Raw genomic sequence first — 18,491 nt, 5'->3', positions numbered from 1 at the left:
CTAAAGAACTCCCTCCGCCTCGACACAGCGCTGGGACGTAACCGTTAGTGAACATCCCTTGGGCGGCAGTTGGTGTGCCCGGAACGGAAACGGGCCCGATCCTGAGACCGGGCCCGTCCGAAAAGGGTTATGCCAAAAACATGGCCATAGGACCGTTTCCTGGCCCCTGGAGATATCAGGGAACCGAGTTGCCCGTACCGCCATGACCCGTGCCCACACCGGCGCCCAGTGGCCCCTGCGTGCCGCCAAAGGTGCTGCCCATGTTGCTCATCGGGTTGTAACGACCGACATTGCCCAGCAGCTGCTGCAGGACATTGATCTTGGTGCCCGGTGTGGGGGTGGTTTCACCGACCATACCGACATTGTAGCCATTCTTGCGATGCAGCGTGTCCATACGACGCAGAACGCCGCCATTATCGAAGGCGAGCACCAGGACATTCTGCTTCGTGACCCGCGGGAAGCCGAGTGGCTGCGGCACGGTCACCATCGAGATGTAGATCCAGGTATTGTCATCGAACGTGGCATGGGCCGTGGGCGAGCCCAGCAGATCGGTCACGTCATTGCGCGTGCTGGTTCCGGGCACGAGTTGGGAATAATCGTCTTTCTCGATCAGCGAACCGCGATTCTGGGGAATCGGGCTGAAAACGGAACAGCCGGCCAGAGCGAGCGGCGCGATGCAGAGCAGGGCGCGCGCAAAACCCGCATGCGATTGCTGCCGCGGGGCGGTCTTCTTGGAGGCGCTCTTCATGGCGGGCTATGTCGTCCTGCAGTGATCGAAACAGATTCGTAAGATGGTCATGCTGCGATGGAAACGATGTTTCATCAGCGTCGCAAGACGATCAGACTCTTCTATATTGCTTACACCAACGGTAAGGCAATTCGGAAAAGGGAGCTTGCTCGCCGGTTTTTCCGATGCGCAAGCATGTTCCCGCCGCAGATAGTGTCAGGAAGGCAGCCATGAGCGACAGACAGGATTTCGAAAGTGTTCCTCCATCCCAGCCGGAATTCTCGCGTCGTCTGGTTATCAACCGTATCGGCCATGAGGGGCTGAGCGAGACGATCAAGGCCAAGGAGGACGAGTGCAGGAAGCTGGCAAAGCGTCTGGACATTCCGGCGGTTCGTGCGCTCGACTGTCGTTTCCGCATCATTCCTGAAGCGTCGGATAATTTTGTGCTCGAAGGCGTGCTGACCGCCCATGTGGTGCTGGAATGCGTGATCACAGGGGAACAATTCGAAGACGCCCTGAATGAGTCCTTTGCGGTACGGATGGTTCCTGCACGTCGTTTTTCAGAGGAGACGGCTTCGGATCTCGAGGCGATTGACGAGATTCCCTATGAGGGGAATGCACTCGACCTGGGAGAGATCGCCAGCGAGCAGCTTGCCCTGATGTTACCCGCCTATCCGCGCAAGCCGGGAGCCGCCCTCGAAAATGCGGTTGACGAAGCCCCCCGTGAGGCGGCAGAGGAAACCGCAGATGAAGCAGGTGGCCGACCCAACCCGTTCGGTGCCCTGGCCGGTCTGTCTCTCCCCAAAAAAAAGACGGATCTGAGCTAGAAACGCACAGGATGCTTGCGACCCGGCTTCGGGTCTGCTAGAGCCGCCCGCCTGATCATAGTGAACAGTATCGTTTCCCGCTGCGGTCGAATGGCGACCGGTTGCAGGGACGATCTAAGAAGAAAGAGGCTCCTGCCATGGCCGTCCCCAAGAGAAAGACCACGCCGTCCCGCATGGGCATGCGTCGCAGCCACCACGCCCTGACCGTTCAGGCTCACGCCGAGTGCAGCAACTGCGGTGAGCTGAAGCGCCCGCATCATGTTTGCGCGCATTGCGGTCATTATGACGGTCGTGAAGTCGTGGCTTCCGGCAAGACGCTGAAGACGACCGTTCGCGTTTGAGGCTCGATGGGGCTGGCTCGGTGAAAGAGTCAGCGCATCTTGTTTGAAATGAGACGCGGGGCGGAGCATGACTGACCTGAATGTGCCGGCCAGCCAGGCTGCGCCTTACAGTTTGGCTATTGATGCGATGGGCGGGGATCATGCCCCCGAGATCGTTCTGGCCGGTTTGGATCGGGCAGCCGATCGACATCCTACAGCTAAGATTCTGCTGGTCGGTGATGAAGCCGTGCTGCGTCCGCAGCTGGCCCGCTACACCAAGGCACAGCGCATCTGCGAAATCCGCCACGCGCCCTCCTCCATTTCCATGGAAATGAAGCCGACGGCAGCCCTGCGCATGCGGGATTCCTCGCTGCGCATGGCGATTGATGCAGTCGCCTCGGGCGAGGCGGGCGGCGTCGTGTCAGCTGGCAACAGCGGTGCCATGCTCGCTCTTGCCAAGATCGTGCTCAAGACGCTCCCCGGAATCACGCGTCCTGCCATGGCGGCGGTTAATCCATCGGCCCGTGGCGACGTTGTGATGCTCGATTTGGGGGCCAATATTGCCTGCGATACGCGCAATCTGGTCGAGTTTGCTGTCATGGGTGAGGCTTTCGCCAAGGCGGTGCTCGGTCTCCCTGCGCCCAGTATCGGTTTGCTGAATGTCGGCGCCGAGGAGTTGAAGGGTGACGAGCGCCTTCGTGCCGCAGCCGATATCCTGCGCGATTCGCCGCTTTCCGCTCAATTTCATGGCTTCGTAGAGGGCCATGATATCACAGCGGGAACGACCGACGTCGTCGTGACCGACGGATTTTCGGGCAATATAGCGCTCAAGACGGGTGAGGGCGCACTCAAGCTGGTTTCGATGCTGTTGCAGCGCGTCTTCAAGACCAACCTGCTGACCCGTATCGGGTATCTTCTCGTGCGTCCCGGACTGGAGCGCATGAAAGAATGGATCGACCCGCGCCGATACAACGGGGCTGTGTTCGTCGGTCTTAACGGAATTGTCGTGAAGTCTCATGGTGGCGCGGATGCCGAAGGTTTTGCCGCCGCCATCGATGTGGCGATGGATGCCGTAACCCATTCGATCAATGAGAAGATCCGCGATCGCCTGCGTCAGGTCGAGGCTCTCATGGCCGCCGAGGCCGAGAGAGAGCTCGCTTCTTCCACGACGGCGGCCTGATCGGTTCTGTTGGCCCGATGCGGGCTTACAGGTCCTTGGCCATACCCGCCTCCAACCTGCCTTGCCTTCTCCCCGGCGGCCTGACGCATGGTCTGTCTTTTCCGGGGGCTGCCTTGGGCGCTACTGGCGCGATAACGGATAGGCTGGTATCGGCAGGGTCTGCCTTCCCGGCATCAGTACAAGAGGAAACGACATGTCCCTGCGCGCGCGCCTGACCGGATTTGGCAGCTATCTGCCGAAGCAGGTTGTCACGAACGCCGATCTGGCCGAGCGTATCGAGACTTCAGATGAATGGATCAGGACGCGTACCGGCATTGCGCAGCGTCACATCGCCGGCGAGGACGAGACGGCCGTCAGCATGGCGGTCAATTCTGCTCGTGCTGCACTGGCCTATGCCGGAATCGATGCGCAGGAAATTGGTGCCGTCATCGTGGCGACCGCGACGCCCGACCAGTGCTTTCCCGCAACGGCTGTCCGCGTACAGGCGGAGCTGGGCATGGCGGCCGGGTTCGCCTTTGATCTGACGGCGGCCTGTTCCGGCTTCGTCTACGCCCTGGCTACCGCCGAGGCATTCATTCGCAGCGGTCAGGTCAAGAAGGCGCTGGTGATCGGCACGGAAGTCTATTCGCGCATTGTCGACTGGGAGGATCGCACGACCTGCGTCCTGTTCGGCGACGGTGCGGGTGCGGTTGTACTGGAAGCTACCGAGGAAGAGGGGCTTGGAATTCTTTCCACCCATCTGCACAGTGATGGAAGCCATGGCGACATCCTGTACGTGGATGGACCCGCTACGGCCAAGCCTGTGCTGCATATGCAGGGGCGGGAGGTCTTCCGCCACGCGGTTGCCAAGCTCTCTTCAGTGGTGGACGAGGCTCTGGCTGCGAACGGGCTTCAGGGACAGGATATTGCCTGGCTCGTTCCGCACCAGGCCAATCTGCGTATCATCGAGGGCATGGCCAAGAAGCTTGCCCTGCCACTCGATCGCGTGGTCGTGACGGTTGATCGTCACGCCAATACGTCTGCGGCGTCCATACCGCTTGCGCTTGACGAAGCGGTACGCGACGGGCGCATCAAGCCGGGAGACCTGGTGCTGCTTGAGGCGCTTGGCGGCGGTCTGACCTGGGGCTCGGCGCTGCTGCGTCTGTAGAACCCGTCGACGGGTCATGTCAGAACACTGATTTGATTGATTTTCATTACTGTCATGATACGGTGCTGTCATGACCACGGTGACCCGCGCGCAAATAGCAGAGCACATCTATAGTGAAGTAGGGCTGTCCCGGCACGAATCCGCCGATCTGCTCGAGACGGTTCTCGAACTGATCGCTGCGCGGCTCGAAAAAGGCGAGACGGTCAAGCTGAGCGGATTCGGGACTTTTTCCGTCCGCCAGAAAGGCCGCAGGGTCGGCCGCAATCCCAAGACCGGTATCGAGGTGCCGATTCTGCCGCGCTCGGTGCTGGTGTTCCGGCCTAGCCAGATTCTCAGGGCCGAGGTGAATGGCGAGTCGATTGAAGGTCTTGCCAGTGAAGGCGATGATTCATGACGACCACCCACTCCGCACCTGATCTGCTTAAGGGGGCTGAAGAGCGCAGCGATCTTGATCGGCTGGTGAAGGGCCCCAATGCCTACCGCACCATCAGTGAAGTTGCCGACGAGCTTCATGTTCCGCAGCACGTGTTGCGTTTCTGGGAGACGCGCTTTCCCGAGGTCAAGCCGCTCAAACGCGGTGGCGGACGACGCTATTATAGTCCCGAGGATATCGACACGCTTCGCCAGATCACGGACCTGCTTTACGTGCAGGGCTACACGATCAAAGGCGTTCAGCGTGTTCTGAAAGAGCACGGAGCCGTGGGGCCGCTTCCAGTGGTTGCTTCTGCGCCAGCAGAGCCCGAACTCCGGCAAGCCACCGGAGTTGATGGAGGAAGCGCCGCGTCAGAGACCCCGCGAGCGCCTTTCGAGATTCCAGCATTCCACCCCGCTGTGGAAGAGCAGAGCGTGGATCTGGATTCCGGCCCCATGGCAGCTGATGCTGATGAGGCGTCTATCGCAGAGCCTGGAGAAGGTCATCGGGCGTTTCAGAATGAAGGAGCTGTCGATGCAGGTGAAGAGACGAACGCCCTGCCTGCCGAGTTCACACAAGTCTCTATCATTTCACCGCTCGCTAACGCCGAGGCGGAAGCTCGAGGGGAAGCAGTCGTCTCCGCTCCTTCGCAGGGCGGTAGCGCGGCAGAGCTGAACGCCATTCTCCAGGATGAATTGGCAGAGTTGCGTGCCAAGGAAGAACGGTGGCGCCACGAGCGTCGGGCTCTGCGTCTCGCCCTCGAGGATGTGCTGGGTGAGCTCGATAATCTGCGCGAAATGCTGCCAAGCGCCTGAAAACGCTGATCGTGCAAAAAACTGGCCTTGGGGCGCTTGCAGGATAAGCGCCCCCCTGCTAAACGGCCTGTACCGCAGGACTGACGGGCAGTAGCGCAGCCTGGTAGCGCATCAGTCTGGGGGACTGGGGGTCGTGGGTTCGAATCCCGCCTGCCCGATATCGTTCGTCCTGCGGTTCTTATCTCCAAAATTCAAAGATTAAGCGGTTTCGCCGCGTGTAGACGCGCTTGCCTGTCGATCTGTGCAGCATCGCGCATCTCGCCCGGTGCGGAAGTGCCAGTGTCTGTGCACCGATGCGCCCGGACAACGGGCATGAAAAAGGCCGGTCGAGCCGGCCCTTCCCATGATTCAGCGATCAGAAGCCCTCTGGAGGGCAGGCCTATTGTGCTTCCTCGCGAAGCTGGCTTTCCGTATCCGAGCTCCAGATACGCCACAGCAGATGGACGGCTGCCATGATGGCCGGGCCAAGAAACAGGCCGAGCAAGCCCCAGGTTTCCACACCCCCGAGAATGCCCAGAAGGACCCAGAGGAACGGCATTTGCGTGCTTCCGCCAATCAGAGCAGGGCGAATGAAGTGGTCCGCCACAAAAATCACGATCGCCCCGAGCACGATGATAACGATGCCCGCGATCATCTTGCCCTGAACGATGATCAGAAGGGCAGCCAGTATGACCGTAGGCAGGCCCAGAAACGGGATCATGGCCGCCACGCCTGTGAGCAGGGCAAAGAGCAGTGGCTGAGGCGTGTCGGTCAGCACATAGGCGATGCCCATCACGAAGCCCTCTCCCAGCCCGACCAGCACAAGACCCGCCACCGTACCATGCACCGAAGAGATCATCTGCCGTGCCAGCTTCTCTCCGCGCTTGCCGAAGGTCCGGTTCGACACCACCAGAACACGGTGGATGATATCCGCACCATCACGGAGCAGGAAGAACAGCGTTAGGATAGAAAACAGGAAGAGCGTCGCACGTCTTGCAACCTGCGTGGTGACCTGCCTGGTGACGGCCATGCCATGACCGGCATCGAAAGAGTGGAAGAGACGATTGAGGTGTTCCGGGTTGACGAGATTGTTCTGCCACCAGCGTGCCACCTGGGCCCGCTCAAAGGGCAGATCGTTGAGCCATTCCGGCATCGGTATGCCAGTATGGCGCACTTCGTCGATCCAGTGCAGCGCGCTCTGCGCCTCCTCGGCAGCCTTGTATCCTACGAGGCTGAGCGGCACGAGAAAGATGAGCGCGATGGCTGCGGTGAACAGCATGGGAAGCCATTCCGTCCGCCCGAAGCGCTTTTCGGTACGTTGATAAAGCGGCCAGGAGGCAATGGCGAAGACGCAGCCCCAAAGCAGGGCTGGCAGGAAGTTCTTGAGTGTGAACAGGGCGAGAGCAATGAAGAAGAAGCCGAGAAGACCTCTGGAGCGTCTTTGTCCTCGCCCGACGGGTGAGCCGGTCGCCTCTGTAAGATCGTCTTCCCCCGGCTGGTCCTGACACTCGGCAGATGGTCGGGTCAGGCCGGCTGGTGGCATGGCGTTCGGGTTGGTCATCATGTTCCTCGGGGCCAGCATCGCCCGCTCCGACCGTCGTGAAATGACGCTTCGCGGTTCCGGAGACGCTGCCTGTTTTCCTGTAAATCCTGATCACATCAGGAGGGCGATTCTCATTTCTGGCAAGTTACGGTCGCGCGTCAACATGCCAGTCCACTCTAGGGTGCAGGATACGCCTAAAAGGAGGCGCAGCCAGAGTGGATGAACGCGGCGACGGAACTCTGGTTGAACCGTTTTTTATAGGCGTTGCGTATGGCCGTCAGCTTCGCGCCCAGACCGGGACCAGAAGGCGCGATGATCCATACCAGTCGCGCGCGTTCGTGGATGATCGGTGACGCGGGCGTATCCTGCCATTGTCCACGCACTTCCGTAACCGAAAGGCCGGCAGGGAAGTCAGGCGTCACCTCGCGCGCGAGGAAATCCTTCCAGTCGGCCTCCGTGATCTCGCCTCCTCCAGGAAGCGAGAGACCGAAAGCAAGGGTGATGGATTCCGAGGGGGCACCCGCAATCGCCTTGCAGAGTATCCTTTCCTGCGGCGCGGGAGCCGGTGCGGTCGCACATCCCGAAATCGCAAGCAGCGTGACTCCGAGAATCAGCGCGAGGCTGGGAGGAAGAATCCGATGCAAGGACAGAGGTCTCACTGGCGATCGAGCGCCGCACGCAGGATCGTGCTCTCATCGGGCGTGAAAAGCCCATGGCGCAGGAAGAGGTCGATCAGCACGAGATTGACGTTGAATTTGATGTCGTTCGTGTCGCGTACCAGAGCAAAGACCTGTTCGAGCGCCATGAGCTCGAAAAAGGCCACTTCTCCATCCACCGGCTGCGGGACGAACTCGGTTGGCAGGAGCAGATCGTAGCAGTAGAGCGTGTCCTGGCGCAGGCCTTCGGGCCGTGCCATGGCGTAGCGCAGGGTCGCGACGGGTTGGGCCTGTGCCGCGAGCTTGGGCGGAATAGCGGCTTCCTCCCCCGACTCCTTGATAAGCGCTTCCATAGGGGTGAGGCCTGTGCAGATGCCCCCTGCCGCCAGATGGTCGAGTTTGCCCGGGTCGAGGCGCTTGTTCGCAGCGCGATGGCCCATCCAGATGAGGCATTGGCCATCTTTCTGCACCAGCCCGTTCAGATGCACACCGGCGGCGGTGCAGCCCAGCAGGGGCAGGGCGCCACGATCGATCTGGCCGATCACCTTCCCCTGGTTGTCGAATACGTCGAAGAGTTCGTCATGAGGCCGATAGAGCCCGCGCTCGGCGAGGGTAACGCCCAGCCCGACAAGCTTTGTGCCGTCCTCGATGCGGAACTCCTCCCCCTGAGCCAGACCAAGCTCCGTCAGGGCCGCGAAGGCGCGGGGATCGACCAGCCCGAATGGCGTTTCCCCCGCCCGAAAAAGGCGTCTGTCCCCGGGGAGAATGGCAGTCTTGCACTGCCTGATATGGGCCAGAAACGGGGCAAGGCGATTGTCGTGCATGGAGGGCGGTACTCTCTACTCTGAGGGGCAACGATATCGCGTAACAGGAGGCGATTGCAAAACGCTGACGCACACCACAATTTGGACTCATGTCCTTCTCCTGGCGTTTGCCTCTCGCTGTCACCAGCCTCGTCCGGGCCTGGCGTCTCGTCCTGTCACATGACATCCGCTTTTTCCGCATCGGCATGGGCCTGACGCTGTTGCTGCTTTTGGGGGAGCGGCTCTGCATTCTGGCCACACCCTACATGTTCAGCCGACTGGTCGCGCATTTTTCGGTGCCGGATCTGCGGGTGGTCGTGCCTGTTATGCTGATCCTGTCCTATGCCGGGCTGATTTTCTTCCGGAGCGTTTTCTCGGCGTTGCAGGAACTGGTGTATCAGCCGGTTGGACAGCGGCTCCAGGCGCTGACGGCACAGGAGGCCTTCAGGCACCTGCTCGATCTGCCCTATCGCTTTCATCGTGACAGGCAGACAGGCGCCCTCACACGCGCCATCGAGCGCGGCTCTGAGGCCGCAGACACGTTGTTGCGTCTGGCGCTCTTCAATGTGCTGCCAGCCGTGCTGGATACGGGTTTGACCATTGCCGTCGTGTTCCATTTCCTTGGTCCACGATATGCGGCAGTCATTGCTGTAGCGCTCGTGAGCTATATCGCCCTCGCGCAATGGTTCGTGCGCCAACGGGTCAGAGCGCGGCGACAACGCAATGAGGCCAATGGCCGCGCGCAGCACTTCCTGCTCGATTCCCTGCTCAATTTCGAATCCGTGCGCCATTTCGCCAATGAGCCCCATGAATATGCGCGCTATGAGCGCGCGCGGCGCGCGCAGGAAAAGGCCAGTCTGCGCATGACCTTTGTCGCCGGTCTGTCCTCGGTCAGTCAGAACGCCATGATCGCGCTGGCAACGCTTGCCCTGTTCCTCATGGCGGCGCGCGATCTGGCGGCCGGAAGACTGGATGTTGCGGCCTTCGTGCTGATCGGGACCTATTTGCGCACGCTTTATCAGGCCATCATCTCGCTCAACCTCGTCTATGCGGGGTGGCGCAATGCCTGCGTCGATCTGGAGCACCTGACCGAGCTGATGGACGAGACGCCCCGGGGCGGGGAGGGCAGGGATACTGGCAGCGCTCCGGCAGGGATCGAGCCTGCCTCGCTCTCGTTTCGCGATGTCAGTTTCGATTATGACGGGCGCGAAATCCTGCACACCCTTTCCTTCGATGCCGGGCCGGGCGAGACGCTTGCGCTTGTCGGCCCGACCGGGGCAGGAAAATCAACCATAGCCCGGCTCATCCTTGGGGCTTATGCGCCGCGTTCAGGCTCTATCCTGCTGGATGGGCAGGACCTGACGACCCTCGCTCCTGTCGATCTGCATCGCATGATCGGCGTGGTCCCGCAGGACACGCAGCTCTTCAATGATACGATCGGCTACAACATCGCCTATGGTCATCTGGAGGCTACTCAGGAGGAGATCGAAGAGGCCGCGCGTCTGGCCCAGATTCATGATTTCATCGACGGCCTTGAGGAAGGGTATGAAACGCTGGTTGGCGAGCGTGGCCTCAAGCTTTCGGGTGGAGAGCGTCAGCGTATTGCTCTGGCGCGCATCATTCTGCGCAAGCCACGGCTGCTTCTGCTGGACGAGGCGACGAGCGCGCTGGATACCGGCACCGAGCTGCGGCTTATGGAGGCCTTGCGTCAGGTGACTTCCCGCCAGACCACGATCGCCATAGCCCACAGATTATCGACCATACGGCACGCAACACGGATTCTGGTGATCGAGTCCGGGCGCATCGTCGAGCAGGGCACCCATGAGGCGCTGATGGCGCAACATGGAGCCTATTTCGAGATGGTGACCCATCAATCCACCGCAGCGACCTAGTTTTCTCGCCAGTGCTTCCCTAACTGTTGCTCGATGATGCGCGTCCGGCTGGTCACCAGACCGCCTGCCGCGCGCATTCCCAATTCAAGAGGAGAACTCTCATGACCAAGCCGGCCGAAGACCTCGCCCAGGACTTCCATCCCGACCAGAATATCGAGGCGGAAATCCGGGATCAGGCGGCTCATGAGCTCTCTGACGACCCTGATGCCGTCGAGATCCCCGAAGAACTGCGTCAGTGCGGCGCCGTGATCGACAAGGCAATCGGCTATCTTGTGGAGCAGAACCTGCCGACCGAACTGATCGCCTCGGCATTGCTCGGCGGTTCGCTGGGCGTGCTCGCCCGGACCACCGATGCCGAAACGATGGTGCGGATGCTGCAAACCGCAATCGACAGCATCCGCACGGGTGAACTGCTTTGTGCGGACGCCTTTTCAGACGGCGAATGACAGTTTGCGACGCTTTCGGCTTGACGGGAGCGGGGGGCTCCGTCATAAGCCGCGCCTTAACGCATCGTCGTATGCCGGGAGTGGTCTCGGCGATCATATTACTACCGAGGATCAAGTCCATGTCACGCCGCTGCCAAATCACGGGCAAGGGTGTGCTGACGGGCAACAACGTCAGCCACGCCAACAACAAGACCCGTCGTCGTTTCCTGCCCAACCTGCAGGAAATCACCCTTCTGTCCGACATTCTGGGCACGGGCGTTCGTCTGCGTCTCTCCACCCAGGGTATCCGTACGGTCGAGCATAATGGCGGCCTGGACTCGTTCCTGATCAGCACGCCGAACCGCAAGCTCCCGGTTGAAGCTCAGGTCATCAAGCGCCGCATCCTGCGCGCTCAAGAAAGCAAGGCCGCTCAGACCGCTTGAGTCTGACGGCGCCAGCCTGACGCCCCGGCGGAAAAGGCAGGCAGCAACACAATTGGCCTTGAAAACGTGGTCGGGTTGTTTCATTCAGCCACTCGATCACAAGGCCCGACTTGGTCGATCCGGCTTCGACGTCTTCCCCAAGCTTCCCGAAGGGCATACCACCGGGAATATTCTGGCATAGCGCGTCGATCTGTGACGGCCACGGCAAAGGTGTTTCGGGGCGGCCTGAAGCACCTTTCATCGCATTCTGGAGGTATCCCGTGTCCGAAAGCAGCGTCGCAGAAGCCAAATCGGCTCTCTCGAAGATCCGCAATATCGGTATCACCGCGCATATTGATGCCGGCAAGACCACGACGACCGAGCGTATTCTGTACTACACCGGCGTGTCGCATCGCATCGGTGAAGTGCATGACGGCAACACGACCACCGACTACATGGCGCAGGAACGTGAGCGTGGCATCACGATCACCTCGGCAGCCGTGACCTGCGAGTGGGAAAACCACCGCATCAACATCATCGACACCCCGGGCCACATCGACTTCAACATCGAAGTGAACCGCTCGCTGCGCGTGCTCGACGGCGCCATCTTCATCATCGAAGGCGTTGCCGGTGTTCAGCCGCAGTCGGAAACCAACTGGCGTCTGGCTGACCGTTACAACGTGCCGCGCGTCATCTTCATCAACAAGCTCGATCGTACCGGCGCCGATTTCTATCGCGCGTTCGACACGCTGAAGGAAAAGCTCGACATCGTCGCTATTCCGCTTCAGCTGCCGATCGGCATTGAAGAAAACTTCGTTGGCGTGGTCGATCTGGTCGAAATGCGCGCCATCATCTGGGAAGGCGGCGAGCTGGGCGCGAAGTTCCACTACGCCGAGATTCCCGATGACCTGAAGGAAAAGGCAGCTGAAGCTCGCCAGAACCTTCTGGACACCGCGCTGAGTGTCGATGAAGCCGCTATCGAAGAATACTTCGAGAAGGGCGATGTCGATGTCGCAACGCTCAAGAAGTGCATCAAGAAGGGCGCTATCTCCGGCGTGTTCCGTCCCGTCCTGTGCGGCACGGCCTTCAAGAACAAGGGCGTTCAGCCGCTCCTCGATGCCGTTATCGATTACCTGCCGGCTCCTGACGAAGTCGAAGGCATCCGTATCGCGCCGCCGGAAGGCGAAGAGGTTGACGAGAACTTCCTGCCGATCGTGCCGGTCGATCCCGATGGCAAGTTCGCCGGTCTCGCGTTCAAGATCATCTCCGACAAGTACGGCACCCTGACCTTCGTGCGCGTCTATCGCGGTGTCCTGAAGTCGGGCGACACCGTGCTGAACACGACCAAGGGTCACAAGGAACGCGTTGGCCGCATGTTCCAGATGCACGCTGACAAGCGTGAGGAAGTCAAGCAGGTCGGCGCTGGCGATATCGCCGCATTCGTGGGTCTGAAGGACACCCAGACGGGTGACACCCTGGCCGACGCTGCTGATCCGGTTGTTCTGGAGCGCATGCAGTTCCCGGTTCCGGTGATCGACATCTCGGTCGAGCCGAAGACCAAGGACGGCGTCGAGAAGATGACGCTGGCCCTGCAGAAGCTGGCCGCGGAAGATCCCTCGCTGCAGCTCAAGACCGATCAGGAAACGGGTCAGACCATCCTGTCCGGCATGGGCGAACTGCATCTGGACATCATCGTGGACCGTCTGCGTCGTGAATACGGCGTTGAAGCCAATGTCGGTGCGCCTCAGGTGGCCTATCGTGAGACGATCTCGCGCGCCCACACCGAGACCTACACCCACAAGAAGCAGTCCGGTGGTTCGGGTCAGTACGCTGAAGTCAAGATCGAGTTCGTGCCTGTCGAGCGTAACGAAGGCATCAGCTTCGAGAACAAGGTCGTTGGCGGTACGGTTCCGAAGGAATACATCCCGGCTGTCGAAAAGGGCATCCGCATGCAGTCCTCGACGGGCGTGCTGGCTGGCTTCCCGACGGTGGACTTCAAGTTCACGCTGCTCGACGGCAAGTACCATGACGTCGACTCGTCGGCTCTCGCCTTCGAAATCGCCGCCAAGGCCTGCTTCCGCGAAGGCATGAAGAATGCTGGCCCGGTCATCCTCGAGCCGATCATGGATGTGGAAATCACGACCCCGAACGACCATGTCGGTGACGTGGTGGGCGACCTCAACCGTCGTCGTGGCATCATCCAGAGCCAGGAGACGGCCGGTTCGACCGTCATGATCCGCGCTCAGGTGCCGCTGAAGGAAATGTTCGGCTACATCTCGCATCTGCGTTCGGCCACCAAGGGCCGCGCGTCGTTTACGATGCAGTTCCATCACTATGATCCGGTGCCGCGCAACGTGGCCGACGAAATCATGGCGAAGAGCGCCTGATCCTTCGGGCTCGGTCTCAGAACATGGAAAAGCCGCCCCTCGGGGCGGCTTTTTTCGTTTTCTGTTGGCGCTTCGAAGCGTACGGGGAGGAGAGGTGCGGCGCCCCTCTCAAGGATAAGGCGTCATCTCGTGCTCTGACAGGCGCGATGGAGCCGATAGAGAGAAGGCCCGAAGAAGCTCGCTGCAATCATGAAGACAAGGCTGAGCCGGAGAACAAAGGCCTCGGGCCCGTGATGGGCAGGCATGCGCGCCATGTCGATGAAGACGAGGGCACGCACCGCGAAAAACGCTCCCCATATGCGCGTGTAGAATCTGAAAAAGCGGTCGATACCCGGTGCTTCGGTACGGTCTTGCATCGCGTCCCCTCCGCGTTGCCGCGCCAGATGTTCGATCAGGGAGATGCGCCAGAAGCTCCCCCAGAGGAATAAACCCGCCATCATGGCGGCACAGAACGCGGCGAAGTAATCAGGGCTCATCCTGTCTCGGAGCAGGATACTCGCAAGCCCGAAGCCGATCGCGCCACCGTTGAGTGCAACCCAAGGCGGAGGGAACCCCGCGCCTCGACGATAGCGACGAAGAGCGCTCACCCCCACAAACGCAAGACTGGCAGGCAAGGCGTAGGCCTCAAGCCCCGCCATCTCGCCAACCCATACAAGCGCGAGGCCACCAAATTCCTGCACGATTGCCCGGAGTGGCAGGCGAGAGAGACGGGACGAGAAACTCATAGGGGTACCTCAATCAGCTTTGGTATCTTTTCACCGTAAAGATTGCCGCTCAGATCATGGCGGAGTCAAACTTTTTATTGTAAAGATTGGCAGGAACTCCGTGAGGCACCATGAACGACCCATCTTCCTCCTATCATCATGGCGACCTCGCCAATGCGCTTCTTGAGGCAGGGCGTGCTCTGCTCGCGACCGGCGGGTTGGAGGCGCTGAGCCTGCGCGCCGTCACCCGCAGGGCGGGTGTCTCGGCAACGGCTGCGGTGCCGCATTATGGCAGTCTGGCCGGGCTTCGGGCGGCCCTCGCTGCACAGGGATATCGGGAGTTGGCGCTCGCACTGGGTAAGGCCTCAACCGCGCATGAGGCTGGTATGGCTTATATTCGTTTCGCCATCGCCAATCCGAACCTCTTCCAGCTCATGTTCCGGCGTGCCCTGCTTCTGGAGAGCAGTGAGGTCCTGCAATCGGCCTCGCAGGCCGCCTTCGAGGCCCTGCGTGGCCTCGCGCAGGGCTTAGACCCGGCGACAGGGGGGATTGAAGGCGGAGCGGCGCGTATGGCTGGGCTATGGGGAAGGGTCCATGGCCTGGCTATGCTTGCCATAGACGGAATGCTGTCTCCGATGATCGCGGCCGAGGGTTTCGAAAACGTTGAAGGTTTCCTTGCTAAAGCGCTCGATTCCGGGGGGAGGAACTCAGCTGATTGATGGTTCGATTCGCTCCGGGGCTCGGCGAGGGAGAGGGTACGGACGCGCATTGCGCGGCTTTGATGGGATGCGATCAACATGGACGCGAATTAACTATCACGTCTCCGTTACTTAATTAAAGATTGCAAAAACATTATATAAATTTAACAAAATATCTGCTTCTCTCGATTTCGGCAGAAGGGGACCAAGCAAGTTTTCCCCGCTGCTTCAGGCGCAAATCGGGAGACTGGTCCCATGACTCTGGCCCAACACACGTTGTGTGACACGCAGGACGGAACGCCGCTCCTGCATGTCGAGGGTATTTCCAAAACATTCTCCGGGGTGCGTGTTCTCAAGGATGTTTCCCTCATCGCCTATGGCGGTGAAATTCTGGCGCTGATGGGTGAGAACGGGGCGGGCAAGTCCACCCTGATGAAGATCCTCTCGGGCGCCTATACAGCCGATCCTGGCGGTGAAATCCGCATTGCCGGTGAGGTCCAGAAAATCACCAACCCGGCCTCTGCACGGGCGCTGGGTATCGGGATCATTTATCAGGAACTGGCCCTCGCGCCGAACCTGACGGTAGCCGAAAACATCCATCTGGGCTCGGAGCTGCGTCGCAACGGCATGATTGATCGTGCCGCCATGAACGAGGCCTGCCGGGACCTTTTGAAGGAGCTCGGTGCGCCTTTTGGCCCGGAAGATCGCCTGTCAACTATGTCGGTCGCGGAGCAGCAGCTCGTCGAGATCGCCCGTGCCCTGCACCGCGATGCACGCATTCTGGTGCTTGATGAGCCCACCACGGCGCTTTCGGCCCGTGAAACCGACCGGCTCTTCGCTCTGATCCGCCAGCTTCGCGCGAAGGGTCTGGCGCTCATCTATATCAGCCACCGCATGGATGAGATCGACGAACTGGCCGATCGCGTGTCGGTACTGCGCGACGGCGCCCATGTCGGGACGCTCGAGAAACATGAGCTTTCCTCGGCGCGGATCGTCAGCATGATGGTCGGGCGTGATCTGTCGAGCTTCTATGAAAAGGACGGTAATCACGTCCGCCGCGATGCGGCCCCGATTATGCAGGTCGAGGGCCTGACAGATGGCCGGCGCGTCCAGCCGACAAGCTTCGCGCTTCGTCCGGGCGAGGTGCTGGGAATTGCCGGTCTGGTCGGGGCAGGGCGTACGGAACTCGCCCGGCTTATCTTCGGGGCAGACCCCAAAACGGGCGGCAGTGTTTTACTCGATGGGAAAAAAATCGAGATCCGCTCGCCGCGCGACGCGCTCGCAGCAGGCATTGCCTATCTGACTGAAGACCGTAAGTCGCTCGGTCTCTTTCTCGACATGTCCTGCAGCGGCAACATCAATCTGGGTGTGGTCGAGCGTGACTCCCGAATGGGCGTGCTCGACCAGACGAAGGGGCGCACCCGTGCAACGGGCTCGTTCTCTGCCCTGCGCATCAAGGCGCAGAACATGCTCACCAATGTTGGTGGACTCTCCGGCGGAAACCAGCAGAAGGTCCTGCTGGGCCGTCTGCTCGAAACAGGGCCCAAGGTGCTGATCCTCGATGAGCCGACGCGTGGCGTCGATATCGGGGCAAAGACCGAAATCTATCGCATCATCAATGATCTGGCGGCGCAGGGGCTGGGGATCATCGTCATTTCAAGCGAAATGGCCGAGATCATTGGCGTGAGTGACCGCGTTCTCGTCATGCGCGAGGGTCATCTCACGGGTGAACTCGAAGGCAGTGCGATCACGCAGGAGGCCATCATGTCTCTTGCTGTCGGGCTTGCCTCCCCTTCGCCAATCGCCGCCTAGGATATCACGTCAATGAGCAATACTCTCAACCCGGCGGTGGCGGCCTCACCAGCCGCCCAGCTGAACGCGCGCGCAACCACACGCAGCATCATGCAGGCAGCTGGCATGCTGCCCGTTCTGATCCTTCTGGCGCTGGGCTTTCATTTTCTCGGCGGGCATCGGTTCCTGTCGGGCCAGAATCTCTCGATCATTGCCCAGCAGGCATCCATCAATACCGTGCTGGCCTCGGGCATGACCTTCGTCATCCTAACGGGCGGTATCGATCTGTCGGTCGGCTCCATTCTGGCTTTCGCAGCCATGTGCGGCCTGATTGTCTCGCTACTGCCCCATCTGGCCTGGCTGGCTGTGCCGGCTTGTCTCGGCGCAGGTCTGCTGATCGGCGTATTCAACGGCGCACTGATTGCGGGGGTCAAGATTCCGCCCTTCATCGTGACGCTGGGTACATTGACCGCCGTACGAGGGCTCGCCCGGCTCATGGGCAATGACCGCACGATTTTCAATCCCGATCTTTCCTTCGCCTGGATCGGCAATGATGGCATCGCGATCACCTCGACCTTCACCATTCCCTGGCTTGCGGTCATCGCTTTTGCTGTGGTCGTGGCGAGCTGGTTCATCCTGCGTCGTACGGTTCTGGGCGTGCATATCTACGCCATCGGCGGCAACCCCTCCGCTGCGCGCCTGGCCGGTATTCGCGTCGGGCTTGTCCTGATGTTCGTTTACGCGGCTTCGGGTCTGCTCGCAGGGCTTGGCGCCGTCATGTCCTCTGCCCGCCTTTACGCGGCAAATGGCCTGCAGCTTGGTCAGTCCTATGAGCTCGATGCCATCGCCGCGGTCATTCTGGGCGGCACGTCCTTTGTCGGGGGGATCGGCTCGATCTGGGGCACGCTCGTCGGGGCGCTCCTGATCGCCGTGCTCACTAATGGCCTCATTCTCATCGGAGTGTCGGATATCTGGCAGTTCATCGTCAAGGGTCTGGTCATCATTGTGGCCGTGGCACTCGACCGCTTCCGGGCACCGACGGCGCGCACCTGACACTGCGCTCCCCCGGGGTCTGCCCGGGCCTCCCAAGGTGGGCCTCTCAGGGGCTCACCCCCGGGGCCATTGTCCCTTCGCCCCGGGTCAAACGCTCACCTAGTTTGTCTTTCTTCCGTTTCGGATGTCTCAAGATGATCACTCGCACAAAATTCTTCCTCGGCGCGCTCGCCCTTTCCACTGTTCTCACTGCCCCGGCGGCTCGGGCCGATGGCATCAGCAATGTGGGCGTCTCAGTCGGATCGCTCGGAAACCCGTATTTCGTCGCGCTGGTGAAAGGTGCTACCACGCAGCTCAAGAGCGTGGCCCCGAGTGCCAGCATCAATGCGCTTTCTGCGGATTACGATCTCAACAAGCAATTCTCGCAGATGGACAGTTTCGTCACTTCCGGTGTGAACCTGATTCTGCTGAATGGGGTGGACCCCCAGGCCGTGATGCCTGCGGTCAAGCGCGTTCAGAAAGCTGGCGCTACCGTCATCGCAGTGGACGTCGCCTCGGCCGGTGTGGATGGAACGGTGCAGACCGATAACGTCGCGGCGGGACGCATCTCATGCGAATACCTTGCCAAGAAGCTGGATGGTAAAGGCGAGGTGGCGATCGAAAACGGTCCGCAGGTCTCGTCGATCATCGATCGCGTGAAGGGCTGCAAGGAAGTTCTCGCCAAATATCCCGAGATCAAGATTGTCAGCGACGATCAGAATGGCGGGGGT

Annotated in this window: 19 protein-coding genes and 1 tRNA gene; 15 read left to right on the top strand and 5 right to left on the bottom strand. The window is 60.6% G+C overall.

The features are described 5' to 3' along the window. Positions 1-175: 175 nt before the first annotated feature. Positions 176-748 carry an outer membrane protein assembly factor BamE gene (locus C0V97_RS13020; RefSeq protein ID WP_127103017.1) on the bottom strand — a complete coding sequence of 191 codons (573 nt, stop codon included), beginning with the start codon at positions 746-748 and terminating at the stop codon, positions 176-178. Positions 749-957: 209 nt separating this feature from the next. Here C0V97_RS13020 and C0V97_RS13015 point away from each other — a divergent pair, with 209 nt between their 5' ends. The 7 genes from C0V97_RS13015 to C0V97_RS12985 all read left to right on the top strand — a co-directional run bounded on the left by C0V97_RS13015 (position 958) and on the right by C0V97_RS12985 (position 5,586). Then, on the top strand, positions 958-1,554 hold the full coding sequence (locus tag C0V97_RS13015) for a DUF177 domain-containing protein (RefSeq protein WP_127103016.1): 597 nt from the start codon (positions 958-960) through the stop codon (positions 1,552-1,554). 137 nt (positions 1,555-1,691) lie between these two features. After that, positions 1,692-1,895 carry a 50S ribosomal protein L32 gene (gene rpmF / locus C0V97_RS13010; protein ID WP_023977526.1) on the top strand — a complete coding sequence of 68 codons (204 nt, stop codon included), beginning with the start codon at positions 1,692-1,694 and terminating at the stop codon, positions 1,893-1,895. A 67-nt stretch (positions 1,896-1,962) separates the two neighbouring features. Next, on the top strand, positions 1,963-3,054 hold the full coding sequence (gene plsX / locus C0V97_RS13005) for a phosphate acyltransferase PlsX (protein WP_127103015.1): 1,092 nt from the start codon (positions 1,963-1,965) through the stop codon (positions 3,052-3,054). A 193-nt stretch (positions 3,055-3,247) separates the two neighbouring features. Further along, positions 3,248-4,201, top strand: coding sequence for a beta-ketoacyl-ACP synthase III (locus tag C0V97_RS13000; protein WP_127103014.1), 954 nt, complete (start codon positions 3,248-3,250; stop codon positions 4,199-4,201). Between the two features lie 70 nt (positions 4,202-4,271). Continuing rightward, positions 4,272-4,595, top strand: a complete 324-nt coding sequence (locus tag C0V97_RS12995) for an integration host factor subunit alpha (protein ID WP_127103013.1) — start codon at positions 4,272-4,274, stop codon at positions 4,593-4,595. Further along, positions 4,592-5,428 carry a MerR family transcriptional regulator gene (locus tag C0V97_RS18715; RefSeq protein ID WP_233582159.1) on the top strand — a complete coding sequence of 279 codons (837 nt, stop codon included), beginning with the start codon at positions 4,592-4,594 and terminating at the stop codon, positions 5,426-5,428. The genes C0V97_RS12995 and C0V97_RS18715 overlap by 4 nt, the downstream gene beginning before the upstream one ends. 84 nt (positions 5,429-5,512) lie before the next feature. Next, positions 5,513-5,586 (top strand) — tRNA-Pro (locus C0V97_RS12985). Between the two features lie 221 nt (positions 5,587-5,807). Here the strand turns inward: C0V97_RS12985 and C0V97_RS12980 are convergent. The 3 genes from C0V97_RS12980 to C0V97_RS12970 all read right to left on the bottom strand — a co-directional run bounded on the left by C0V97_RS12980 (position 5,808) and on the right by C0V97_RS12970 (position 8,430). Next, a complete protein-coding gene (locus tag C0V97_RS12980; RefSeq protein ID WP_233582158.1) occupies positions 5,808-6,989 on the bottom strand; it encodes an AI-2E family transporter in 1,182 nt (393 codons plus the stop codon). Between the two features lie 155 nt (positions 6,990-7,144). Next, a complete protein-coding gene (locus C0V97_RS12975; protein WP_158625422.1) occupies positions 7,145-7,594 on the bottom strand; it encodes a DUF3574 domain-containing protein in 450 nt (149 codons plus the stop codon). An 11-nt stretch (positions 7,595-7,605) separates the two neighbouring features. Then, entirely contained in the window at positions 7,606-8,430 is an 825-nt protein-coding gene (locus C0V97_RS12970; protein WP_127103011.1) for an NUDIX domain-containing protein, read from the bottom strand. A gap of 89 nt (positions 8,431-8,519) precedes the next feature. Between C0V97_RS12970 and C0V97_RS12965 the strand changes: the two genes are divergently transcribed. The 4 genes from C0V97_RS12965 (at position 8,520) to fusA (ending at position 13,535) form a co-directional block, all read left to right on the top strand. Beyond that, positions 8,520-10,301, top strand: coding sequence for an ABC transporter ATP-binding protein/permease (locus C0V97_RS12965; protein ID WP_127103010.1), 1,782 nt, complete (start codon positions 8,520-8,522; stop codon positions 10,299-10,301). A 101-nt stretch (positions 10,302-10,402) separates the two neighbouring features. Next, on the top strand, positions 10,403-10,747 hold the full coding sequence (locus C0V97_RS12960) for a hypothetical protein (protein ID WP_233582157.1): 345 nt from the start codon (positions 10,403-10,405) through the stop codon (positions 10,745-10,747). 119 nt (positions 10,748-10,866) lie between these two features. Continuing rightward, positions 10,867-11,169, top strand: coding sequence for a 50S ribosomal protein L28 (rpmB, locus tag C0V97_RS12955; RefSeq protein WP_023977516.1), 303 nt, complete (start codon positions 10,867-10,869; stop codon positions 11,167-11,169). 260 nt (positions 11,170-11,429) lie between these two features. Next, positions 11,430-13,535 carry an elongation factor G gene (fusA, locus tag C0V97_RS12950; protein WP_023977515.1) on the top strand — a complete coding sequence of 702 codons (2,106 nt, stop codon included), beginning with the start codon at positions 11,430-11,432 and terminating at the stop codon, positions 13,533-13,535. Positions 13,536-13,657: 122 nt separating this feature from the next. Here fusA and C0V97_RS12945 read toward each other — a convergent pair whose 3' ends face one another. Then, entirely contained in the window at positions 13,658-14,260 is a 603-nt protein-coding gene (locus tag C0V97_RS12945; protein ID WP_127103009.1) for a hypothetical protein, read from the bottom strand. A gap of 110 nt (positions 14,261-14,370) precedes the next feature. Between C0V97_RS12945 and C0V97_RS12940 the strand changes: the two genes are divergently transcribed. The 4 genes from C0V97_RS12940 to C0V97_RS12925 form a co-directional block, all read left to right on the top strand. Further along, entirely contained in the window at positions 14,371-14,958 is a 588-nt protein-coding gene (locus C0V97_RS12940; protein ID WP_127103008.1) for a TetR/AcrR family transcriptional regulator, read from the top strand. A 234-nt stretch (positions 14,959-15,192) separates the two neighbouring features. Further along, positions 15,193-16,749: a sugar ABC transporter ATP-binding protein gene (locus C0V97_RS12935; RefSeq protein ID WP_127103007.1), complete on the top strand. Its 1,557-nt coding sequence runs from the start codon at positions 15,193-15,195 to the stop codon at positions 16,747-16,749. A gap of 12 nt (positions 16,750-16,761) precedes the next feature. Continuing rightward, positions 16,762-17,781, top strand: a complete 1,020-nt coding sequence (locus tag C0V97_RS12930) for an ABC transporter permease subunit (protein WP_127102596.1) — start codon at positions 16,762-16,764, stop codon at positions 17,779-17,781. A gap of 134 nt (positions 17,782-17,915) precedes the next feature. After that, a partial coding sequence (locus C0V97_RS12925) for a substrate-binding domain-containing protein (RefSeq protein WP_148114939.1) occupies positions 17,916-18,491 on the top strand: 576 nt, incomplete at its 3' end.

Origin of the sequence: Asaia sp. W19 (assembly GCF_003994335.1) — a bacterium.
In the GTDB taxonomy this organism is placed as follows: domain Bacteria; phylum Pseudomonadota; class Alphaproteobacteria; order Acetobacterales; family Acetobacteraceae; genus Asaia.
The sequence above is the reverse complement of the archived record's forward strand: the minus strand, read 5'-3'. Positions and strand labels throughout refer to the sequence as shown.